At 58.1% G+C, this 9,843-nt stretch carries 9 protein-coding genes and 2 pseudogenes; 10 read left to right on the top strand and 1 reads right to left on the bottom strand.

What is annotated here, in order from left to right; translation table 11 throughout:
- Positions 1-13 precede the first annotated feature (13 nt).
- Positions 14-181 carry a 3-keto-5-aminohexanoate cleavage protein gene (locus NKI10_RS30435; protein WP_352862579.1) on the bottom strand — a complete coding sequence of 56 codons (168 nt, stop codon included), beginning with the start codon at positions 179-181 and terminating at the stop codon, positions 14-16.
- Between the two features lie 281 nt (positions 182-462).
- Between NKI10_RS30435 and NKI10_RS30430 the strand changes: the two are divergent.
- The 10 genes and pseudogenes from NKI10_RS30430 to NKI10_RS30385 all read left to right on the top strand — a co-directional run bounded on the left by NKI10_RS30430 (position 463) and on the right by NKI10_RS30385 (position 9,681).
- A pseudogene (locus NKI10_RS30430) lies at positions 463-1,261 on the top strand (transporter substrate-binding domain-containing protein).
- Between the two features lie 77 nt (positions 1,262-1,338).
- Positions 1,339-2,004, top strand: a pseudogene (locus NKI10_RS30425) (amino acid ABC transporter permease).
- Positions 2,005-2,014: 10 nt separating this feature from the next.
- Positions 2,015-2,668 (top strand): amino acid ABC transporter permease, encoded by a 654-nt coding sequence (locus NKI10_RS30420; RefSeq protein ID WP_352862578.1) that lies wholly within the window; start codon positions 2,015-2,017, stop codon positions 2,666-2,668.
- Positions 2,661-3,383: an amino acid ABC transporter ATP-binding protein gene (locus NKI10_RS30415; protein WP_352862577.1), complete on the top strand. Its 723-nt coding sequence runs from the start codon at positions 2,661-2,663 to the stop codon at positions 3,381-3,383. Before NKI10_RS30420 ends, NKI10_RS30415 begins: the two co-directional genes overlap by 8 nt.
- Before the next feature lie 197 nt (positions 3,384-3,580).
- Entirely contained in the window at positions 3,581-4,906 is a 1,326-nt protein-coding gene (locus NKI10_RS30410) for an aspartate aminotransferase family protein (RefSeq protein ID WP_352862576.1), read from the top strand.
- Positions 4,907-5,098: 192 nt separating this feature from the next.
- The gene (locus tag NKI10_RS30405) at positions 5,099-5,797 is read left to right on the top strand and encodes a CoA transferase subunit A (protein ID WP_023820393.1); all 699 of its coding nucleotides are present in this window, start codon (positions 5,099-5,101) and stop codon (positions 5,795-5,797) included.
- 15 nt (positions 5,798-5,812) lie between these two features.
- Positions 5,813-6,442, top strand: a complete 630-nt coding sequence (locus NKI10_RS30400) for a 3-oxoacid CoA-transferase subunit B (RefSeq protein ID WP_023820392.1) — start codon at positions 5,813-5,815, stop codon at positions 6,440-6,442.
- A 70-nt stretch (positions 6,443-6,512) separates the two neighbouring features.
- Positions 6,513-7,694, top strand: a complete 1,182-nt coding sequence (locus NKI10_RS30395; RefSeq protein ID WP_352862575.1) for an acetyl-CoA C-acetyltransferase — start codon at positions 6,513-6,515, stop codon at positions 7,692-7,694.
- 14 nt (positions 7,695-7,708) lie between these two features.
- Positions 7,709-8,194, top strand: coding sequence for a UPF0262 family protein (locus tag NKI10_RS30390; protein ID WP_352862574.1), 486 nt, complete (start codon positions 7,709-7,711; stop codon positions 8,192-8,194).
- A 131-nt stretch (positions 8,195-8,325) separates the two neighbouring features.
- Positions 8,326-9,681, top strand: a complete 1,356-nt coding sequence (locus NKI10_RS30385; RefSeq protein WP_352862573.1) for a Glu/Leu/Phe/Val family dehydrogenase — start codon at positions 8,326-8,328, stop codon at positions 9,679-9,681.
- The last annotated feature ends 162 nt before the right edge of the window (positions 9,682-9,843 follow it).

Genomic DNA, 9,843 nt, shown 5'->3' with positions numbered 1-9,843 from the left:
TTCGTGACATGCATCAGCCAGATGCACATCGCGCGCGGCTTACCGGTTTTGGGGTGCGTACTTGGATATGCACGATTGCTGCACCCACGTCGGCTGCATCGATCAATGCGTCGGAGATCTGTCGCGGTGTTAAAGGCCCAATAGGAACTTCGAACCTGAGAATAGAACTGTGCAGAAACATCGCTGAAAGCCGTGGAATTCTAGAAGCCCTTATTGATCTTTGATCAAATTTTGGTCACCCCTCGATGGAAGATTTGGTCGCACCCGCAACCAAGCTGCCATGCCGTGGGGTGTCACATGGCAAGTGGGCAATTCATCTCAATCTCCTTTATGACAAGTATGTTTCCTATACGGGGGTCACCAGAGCCGATAGCAAGGCAATGTGACGAGCACCCCCATGGCCGAAGTTTGCCAAGCGCGTCCCGCGCGCTGATCCTAGAACCAAGTCAACCAGAGGAAGCCATGAACTTGAAAATGACAGCGGTCGGTCTTTTCGCCGGCATGTTGGCCGCCATGCCTGCCAAAGCGGACAAGCTCGACGACATCATTGACTCCGGCACCCTGCGCTGCGCTGTCGTGCTCGACTTCCCGCCGATGGGCTCGCGCGACGAGAACAACCAACCGATAGGCTTTGACGTGGACACCTGCAACGACCTCGCCATGGCACTCGGCGTCAAGGCAGAGATCGTCGAGACCCCGTTCCCAGACCGAATCCGGGCGCTCGTCTCGGACCGTGCGGATGTGGGTGTGGCAGTAACCTCAGACACGCTGGAACGCGCTAAGACCTTCGGATTCTCGATTCCCTACTTCGCCTTTAAGACTGTCATCCTGACGAAGGAGGATTCTGGTATCTCCACGTATGAGAGTCTCAAGGGCAAAAAGGCCGGGGTCACTTCCGGCACCTTCGAGGCAATCACCCTCGAGAAAGACGTGAAGGCGTGGGGCGGCGGTTTCTTCCGTTCGTACCCAACCCAAGCTGACGTGTTCCTGGCGCTTTCCCAGGGCCAGATTGACGCAACAGTCATCGGGAATATCGCGGCCCAGGCCGTCCGGCGTGTACAAAGGCTTCGCGATTAGGGGCGAGGCACCTTATGTCACGGATTATGTGTCCCTCATCGCGCTGCGGCAGGAGCAGGGTCTCATCAACTACCTTGACTTGTTCGTGAACCGCCAGGTTCGGACAGGCCGCTACAAGGAACTGTTCGACAAGTGGGTCGGCGGTGAGGCTCCCGACCTGACCGTCAAGGGCGTCTACCGCTAAACGAAACACTTGGGGCCGAGGGTGAGATCATGCGCCCTCGGCTATTTTGATCCACACCGCTCGCGGATACGCCCTTTATGCTGAATTACACATTCCACTGGCGCCCGGCCCTGAACGCTCTTCCAGAAATGCTGCGGGGCGCTCTGGTCTCACTTGAAATTGCCGTGCTGTCGATGATGATCGGCGTCGTCCTGGGCGTGTTCTGGCGCTCGGTCGCCAATCAACCGACAAGATCTTCTTTGGCTTCTCAACCTCATGGGTCGAGCTTGCCCGCAACACGCCGGCGCTGTTTCAGATCTATATGACCTACTTCGGCCTCGGCTCCTTCGGTATCCACCTCGATTCCTACGTAGCGCTTGTCGTGGCCATTACGTTTAACAATGCAGGCTATCTCGCTGAAACCTTCCGCGGCGGTCTCCGAGCCATTCCTCAAACCCAGACGCGGGCTACTCGCTCGCTCGGCATGAGTGCCCCGCAAGCGTTTCGCCTCATCGTGCTGCCGCGGATGTTCCGCATCGTATTCTATCCCATGACCAACCAGATGGTCTGGGCGCTGCTAATGACCTCACTTGGCGTCACGGTCGGCCTCAATACGGATCTTACCGGCGTCACGCAGGAGCTCAACGTGCGCACCTTCCGCACATTCGAATTCATTCGCCATAGCTGGCGTCATCTACTACCTGATGGCCAAGCTCATCACCCTCTCATCACGCCTCTTCGCCTGGCGTCTATTCCGGTATTGAGGAGATGGTGGTGTTCGAGACAAGTCTCACCTGGAACGACGTCCTGTTCCTTCTTCAGGGTGCAGGAACAACTCTGGCGATAACGGCCTGGGCCGTGCTCGGCGGCACAATCTTGGGAATGCTCTTTGGGCTCATCCGTGCTTCGGCACCCTGGTGGCTCAACGCTTCCGTCGGCTTCGTGCTGGATATCTTGCGATCGGTGCCGCTCCTGATCCCATTAGTGCTCGCAAGCTCGTTCAAGTCTATCCTCAAGCTCCAAGTGTCCGCCTTTGCGGTAGGCTGCGTTGTACTCGCACTCTGTACGGCAGCCTATTGTGCCGAGATCGTGCGCGGCGGCATCCTGGCCGTTCCGCCAACCACGCGCCGCGCCGCGCTTTCGCTCGGCATGACCTACACCCAGGACTTGACCAACATTGTTTTCCCGATTGCCTTGCGCGTGGCGCTGCCCAGCTGGATTGGTCTCACGCTTGGCGTCATGAAGGACTCGGCGCTCGTCCTCTGGATCGACATTATCGAGCTGCTGCGGGCGTCGCAGATTATCGTGACCCGCCTCCAGGAGCCGCTCTTCATTCTCTCGATTGCAGGTCTGATCTACTTCCTGATGAGCTTCCCGATCGCAAGGATTGGGGCACGAATTGAAAAGCGGTGGCACGAAAATGATTGAGTTGAAAGACATTCGTAAGTCCTTTGGGCAGTTCGAGGTACTTAAAGGCGTGAGCCTCACAGTTCAGAAGGGCGAGGTGCTCTCGATAGTAGGCGGGTCGGGGTCGGGCAAATCCACGATGCTCATGTGCATCAATGGCCTGGAGCCAATCCAGAGCGGGCAGATTCTCGTTGACGGCACGGATGTGCATGCCCGCAGTACAGACCTCAACAGGCTGCGGCAGAAGATCGGCATTGTGTTCCAGCAGTGGAATGCTTTCCCCCACCTGACAGTTCTCGAGAACGTGATGCTTGCGCCCCGCAAAGTTCTAGGCAAGAGCAAGAAGGAAGCGGAGGAAATCGCGGTCAAGCAGCTCACTCACGTCGGCCTAGGGGAGAAACTAAAGGCTTTTCCGTCCAAGCTCTCCGGTGGTCAGCAGCAGCGGATGGCCATTGCACGCGCCCTCGCTATGTCGCCGAATTACATGCTCTTTGACGAGGTCACCTCGGCCCTCGATCCGCAACTCGTTGGCGAGGTGCTGGACACCCTAAAGATGCTCTCAGAAGAGGGCATGACAATGATCCTCGTGACCCACGAAATTCGCTTCGCGCGTGATGTGTCCGACCGCGTTGCTTACTTCCATAAGGGCTTGATCCACGAGATCGGGCCCGCTGAGCAGGTAATCGGAAACCCACAAAAACCTGAGACAATCGACTTCCTTAGATCGGTCCTTTAACTCGCTAGGACAACCATACGTCATCACCGGCACGCCGACGTAGGTGACCATACTTTCCTTGCTCAAAATTAGACCTCTTTGCTCGCTGACCGACGGGAGACCTATCCTAATGCGCTTTAGATCATTGATCAAAGTTATACGGTGTGATAGACGTACTGAACTGCAATTCTCCGATTGAAAGTGAAGGTGGGTGTCCAATGAGCCAGTCAGCAACGCAACGCAACTTTACCATTGAAGACGCTCTTGGGGAGTTATCCTCGCGATTGACTGCAATGAATCCCAAAAGTTCTCTAAGACAACTGCGAGCGGAAGCGCATATGCCAGGAGGAAATACGAGAACGTTACTCTACTACACGCCATTTCCTATTGCATTCGCCCATGGGGAAGGCTGCCGCCTTTGGGATGTCGATGGTCATGATTACTTAGATTTGGTTGGCGAGCAGAGTGCAGCGATCTTTGGCCATTCAGACCCGAGGATCCTCGACATATTGCAGAAGGTGGGGCGCGAAGGTCTGAATCTTGGGGGCCCCAACCAGTACGAGGCCAGGCTGGCGGAAGTTGTATGCAATCGTTTTCCGTCCATGGAACAAGTTCGGTTCTGCAACTCTGGAACAGAAGCCAATTTGTTTGCCCTCTCAACCGCCCGTGCCTTTACCGGACGTTCAAAAATCATGGCATTCTCCGGTGGATATCATGGCGGTCTCCTGACTTTCCCCAATGGCCCTGGGCCACTGAATGTGCCAATTCCGACGGTTCTTGCGTCGTTCAATGACGTCAGCCAAACCCACGATCTGCTTGAGCGGAACGCCGCTGATTTAGCTGCGGTGATTGTTGAGCCAATGATGGGCGGTGCGGGCTGCTTGCCGCCGGCGCAAGAGTTCCTGACAATGTTGAGGCATTCGTGCAATCGCAACAGCATAGTGCTGATTTACGACGAAGTTATGACCTCGCGTCTTGGTCCAAGTGGTATGCAGGGTAGGCTCGGGATTCAGCCCGACCTGACGACACTTGGAAAATATATCGGCGGAGGGATGAACTTCGGGGCCTTTGGTGGCCGCAGAGACCTCATGGAGCGTTACGATCCGCGACGCCCAGACCACTGGATCCACGCCGGCACGTTCAACAACAATGTTCTCACCATGGCAGCCGGCACGCTTGGCTTGACCGAGATTTTCACGCCTGAGGCGGCCGTTACCCTGAACGAGTCAGGTGACAGGCTACGCGCGATGCTGAACGACGCAGCCAGCAAACGAAACTTACCGGTGACTGTGACTGGAATCGGATCACTGATGAACATCCATTTCGCTCGACCACCAATTGCCACGCCCACAGATTTAGCCAAGACCAGAAGCGCGCTTAAATCCCTGCTTCATCTCGATTTTCTTCTGAATGGGATCTACATCGCTCGTCGCGGTTTCATTGCTTTGTCTTTGCCCATCGGGACGGACGATCTTGCCTACGCGGTCTCTACTTTTGAAGCCTTCCTCGATCGCTGGGCCGAGTTAATTTTAGATGAGGCGTGATGAAACTAAACATGTCGTGCGCCGCTGTAATCTGTGACAGCGGGATTAGGCCACGCCGCGAGTTCGCATGTCATTAGGGAAACAACACCAATACGGTCACCTCGATTTGGTAGCACTCTCAGGCACAGAACAAGCGGCCTTGCCTGTCATGGCGCGGCGTGGCCGGCAGTGTTTTCAGACTGGAGAATTTACGTGAAGAAAGTCTTTTCCAAAGCAGCGATGGCCTTTGAAGGGCTTTTGTTCGACGGCATGTTCATTGCCGCCGGCGGTTTCGGCCTTTGCGGCATTCCGGAACTGTTGATCGATGCGATCCGCGAGGCGGGCACCAAGGACCTGACGATCGCGTCGAACAATTGCGGTGTCGACGACTTCGGCCTCGGCGTGCTGTTAAAGACGAAGCAGATCAAGAAGATGATCTCGTCTTACGTCGGAGAGAATGCAGAATTCATGCGCCAATACTTGAGCGGGGAACTGGAACTCGAGTTCAACCCGCAAGGGACGCTTGCCGAGCGGATGCGGGCAGGGGGCGCCGGTATTGCCGGCTTCTATACCAAGACCGGAGTTGGCACGGTCGTGGCCGAAGACAAGGAGCATAAAACATTCAACGGCGAGACCTACGTTCTCGAGACCGGGATCGTCGCGGACCTGTCGATCGTCAAGGCCTGGAAAGCCGACACGTCGGGTAATCTCATCTTCCGCAAGACGGCCCGCAACTTCAATCCGCCGGCCGCCACCTGCGGCAAGATTTGCGTCGCCGAAGTCGAGGAGATCGTGCCGGTCGGTAGCCTCGATCCCGACCATATCCATGTGCCGGGGATCTATGTGCATCGCTTGATTCAGGGTCAGCACGAGAAACGCATCGAACAGCGCACCACGCGCGAAGCGGCTTGAGGGCAGGGGAGAGACATGGCCTGGGACAGAAACCAAATGGCGGCCCGTGCTGCCCGCGAACTCGAAAACGGCACCTACGTCAATCTCGGCATCGGCATTCCTACCCTGGTCGCCAATTATATTCCCGAAGGCGTCCGTGTGACGCTGCAGTCTGAGAATGGGTTGCTTGGCATCGGCCCGTTTCCGGCCGAAGATCAGATCGATGCCGATCTGATCAATGCCGGCAAGCAGACGGTGACGGCGCTCCCTCATTCGGCTTTCTTCGACTCGGCGCAGAGCTTCGCGATGATCCGCGGCGGCAAGGTCGCCATGGCAATCCTCGGCGCCATGGAAGTAGCGGAGAACGGCGACCTCGCCAACTGGATGATCCCCGGCAAGCTCGTCAAAGGCATGGGCGGAGCGATGGATCTGGTGGCGGGCGTCAAGCGGGTGGTGGTCGTCATGGACCACACCAACAAGGCCGGCGAATCCAAGGTGCTGAAGGCCTGCACCCTGCCGCTCACGGGACAAAGCGTCGTCGATCGGATCATCACCAATCTTGGTGTGCTCGACATCGTCGATGGCGGACTGAAGCTGGTCGAGCTTGCCGAAGGCGTTACCGACGGCCGGATCCGCAGCGCCACCGAGGCGACCATCGTCAACTAAGCCTGGCGGTATTGCCGAGAAACTGAAGCCGGCCCCTGCCGGCTTCGCAAAACCAAATGAGGAGACCACCATGAGCACCCCATCGATCGTCATCGCCAGCGCCGCCCGTACCGCAGTCGGATCCTTCAACTGTGCATTTGGCAACACGCCGGCGCATGAGCTTGGCGCTGCCGTCATCAAAGGGGTACTTGAGCGCGCCGGCGTCGACACGGGCGAGGTCGACGAGGTCATCCTCGGTCAGGTCCTGCAGGCGGGCGAGGGCCAGAACCCGGCGCGTCAGGCGGCGATGAAGGCAGGCATCCCTCAGGAAAAGACCGCCTGGGGCATGAACCAGCTCTGCGGTTCCGGCCTGCGGGCGGTTGCGCTCGGCATGCAGCAGATTGCCACCGGTGATGCGGACATCATCGTTGCCGGCGGAATGGAGTCGATGTCGATGGCGCCGCATTGCGCGCATCTTCGCAGTGGCGTGAAGATGGGCGACTTCAAGATGGTCGATACGATGATCAAGGACGGCCTGACCGACGCCTTTTATGGCTACCACATGGGCATGACGGCGGAAAACATCGCCAAGCAGTGGCAGCTCTCGCGCGATGATCAGGATCAGTTCGCGCTTGCCTCGCAGAACAAGGCAGAAGCGGCGCAGAAGGCCGGCCGCTTCGCCGACGAAATCATTCCCTTCGTCGTCAAGGGGCGCAAGGGCCACGTCACGGTCGATCAGGACGAATATATCCGCCATGGTGCTACGCTGGAATCGATGACCAAGCTGCGGCCGGCCTTCGACAAGGAAGGCAAGGTCACCGCCGGCAACGCATCGGGCCTCAACGATGGCGCCGCTGCCACTCTGCTGATGACCGAAGGGCAGGCCTCCAAGCGTGGTATCCAGCCGCTTGCCCGGATCGTTTCCTGGGCAACAGCCGGCGTCGATCCGCAGGTCATGGGTACCGGCCCGATCCCAGCCTCGCGCAAAGCGCTGGCGAAATCCGGCTGGGCGATCGGCGACCTCGAACTTGTCGAAGCCAACGAGGCTTTCGCCGCGCAGGCCTGCGCCGTCAACAAGGATCTCGACTGGAACCCTGAGATCGTCAATGTCAATGGCGGCGCCATCGCGATCGGCCATCCGATCGGCGCATCCGGCGCCCGCATCCTCAATACTCTGCTGTTCGAGATGAAGCGCCGTGGCGCCAAGAAGGGTCTTGCCACCCTGTGCATAGGCGGCGGAATGGGTGTCGCGATGTGCCTGGAAGCGATGTGAGGGAAGGCAATGTCATGACCGGTGCCGAGTTCCGTCTGTGCGATGTCGCACTCGACTGCTCGTTCAAAACACGGGACGCGCGCGTCGAGCGTGAACAGGCAATCATCGATCTTCTGGAAGCTAACACATTCGCACCGATCGGCCATGACGGCGCCCCTATCGTCCTAATATCGAGGCGGCCGACGGACGGTTGGCACTGCACGTTGCCGAAGACAGTGGGGTGCATGTCGTCAGGACTAAGCTGTCGCTCACCCTTTCCGGCGACTGTCAAGGACTGCACCCGCATCTGCGAGAGCTACTACGACGCCATCCGCCACCCAGGCCCTGAACGGCTTGAGGCGATTGATATGGGCCGGCGTGGTGTTCATAACGAGGCTGCCGAACTTTTGAGGGCCCGGTTGTCTACAAAAGTGAATATCGACAACGCTGCGCGCCGGCTGTTCACGCTGATCTATGCCCTGTGCGTTCGTAATGCGGACCAACGAATTTTGTTGAGCTGAGGCAGCACGGCGCCCGAACTACTCGAATAAGGAGAACCTTCATTGAATGCAGTACCACAACGCGAAGTGCACCTCGGACAGACGAGCTCCGCGGGCTTTCTGGAAGCGTTGACAAGAACTTCCGCCATGCGATGACCTTCCTCGATCTACCGGAAGGTCTGTCAGAGCGGATCATGCAGTGCAACTCGACCTATACGGTACGATTCGGCGTCCGGCTGCGCGGCCGCATGTACAGCTTCATCGGCTGGCGATCGGTCCATAGCGAGCATTGCGAGCCGGTGAAGGGCGGCATACGCTATGCGTCGAATGCTGATGCCGAAGAGGTCGAAGCGCTGGCAGCGCTGATGACGCTCAAATGCTCGCTGGTCGATGTACAGTTCGGCGGCTCGAAAGGCGCTCTCAAGATCGATCCGCGCGAATGGATGCCGCAGGAGCTCGAGCGCATCACCCGCCGCTTCACTCAGGAGCTCAACAAACGTGGCTTGATCGGCCCCGGCGTCAACGTTCCGGCTCCCGACATAGGCACGGGTGAGCGGGAAATGGCCTGGATGATGGACGAGTTCCGCCGCGCCAATCCGACCGATGTCATCAATGCGCGCGCCTGCGTGACCGGCAAGCCGCTGTCGAAGGGGGGCATTGCCGGCCGGACCGAAGCAACCGGCAGGGGCGTCCAGTTCGCGATCCACAGCTATCTCCGCGACGCTCGCACCGCAGGGTTGAACGGCAAGTGTGATCTGAAGGGTGCTGCAGTCATCGTTCAAGGCTTCGGCAATGTCGGTTACCATACGGCAAAGTTCCTCTCTGAAGACGACGGCGCGCTGGCGACGATCGTTGCGGAACACGATGGCTATGTCGCCAATCCCGATGGTCTGGCGATCGAGGCACTGAAGCAGCATCAGATCAAAACCGGCAGCATCCTCGGCTTTGTAGGCGGCGCATCATTTCCCGGTGATGTGATAGGCATCGAGCAGCCCTGCGACGTACTTATTCCGGCGGCGATGGAAAATGCGATCCATGCAGGCAATGCGGATCGCATCAAGGCAAACCTCGTCGTTGAAGCTGCCAACGGCCCGGTGACTTTCGAGGCCGACAAAGTTCTCCGTACCCGTGGGGTCACTATTCTTTCCGATCTTTACGTCAATGCCGGCGGCGTAGTCGTCAGCTACTTCGAGTGGGTGAAGAACCTGACGCATATTCCCTTTGGCTTGATGGAACGGAGGCGGCGCGAGCGACGCAACCAAACGATCGCCGCAGCACTTGAACGCATGACCGGCAAGGAGTTCCCCGCCGATATCCGCGACGAGTTCCTCGAAGGGGGCGCTGAAATCGATCTCGTTCGTTCCGGACTGGAGGACGTCATGCGCAGCACCTGGGGCCGCATCGCCGACCTGATGGAAGAACAACCGGAGCTCGGTGATTACCGAACCGCCGCCTATGTTGCCTCAATCCGGCAGATCGCCGAAGCCTATGAGGCGATCGGGATCTGATCGGGTCGCGATAAATAGATCAACTGGCGCCCGAACGTAAAGTACCGGCGCACAGTCGGCAATGATTTCCGCCTCCGGGGACGTATCGCCCCTGTAATTGAAGCGAGTCTGGAATCTCCGGGTGCCGATCAATGTTGTCTGTACTTTTGCCACTAGTGAGTT

This window comes from Mesorhizobium sp. M0802, assembly GCF_040320115.1.
In the GTDB taxonomy this organism is placed as follows: domain Bacteria; phylum Pseudomonadota; class Alphaproteobacteria; order Rhizobiales; family Rhizobiaceae; genus Mesorhizobium.
Note: the sequence above shows the minus strand (reverse complement) of the source record. Positions and strands in the feature narration are given on the sequence as shown.

Coding starts and splice junctions, on each gene's coding strand:
- NKI10_RS30400 (WP_023820392.1), top strand. CDS start 5,813: ATGGCCTGGGACAGAAACCAAATGGCGGCCCGTGCTGCCCGCGAACTC.
- NKI10_RS30435 (WP_352862579.1), bottom strand. CDS start 181: ATGTTTCTGCACAGTTCTATTCTCAGGTTCGAAGTTCCTATTGGGCCT.
- NKI10_RS30410 (WP_352862576.1), top strand. CDS start 3,581: ATGAGCCAGTCAGCAACGCAACGCAACTTTACCATTGAAGACGCTCTT.
- NKI10_RS30395 (WP_352862575.1), top strand. CDS start 6,513: ATGAGCACCCCATCGATCGTCATCGCCAGCGCCGCCCGTACCGCAGTC.
- NKI10_RS30415 (WP_352862577.1), top strand. CDS start 2,661: ATGATTGAGTTGAAAGACATTCGTAAGTCCTTTGGGCAGTTCGAGGTA.
- NKI10_RS30390 (WP_352862574.1), top strand. CDS start 7,709: ATGACCGGTGCCGAGTTCCGTCTGTGCGATGTCGCACTCGACTGCTCG.
- NKI10_RS30385 (WP_352862573.1), top strand. CDS start 8,326: ATGACCTTCCTCGATCTACCGGAAGGTCTGTCAGAGCGGATCATGCAG.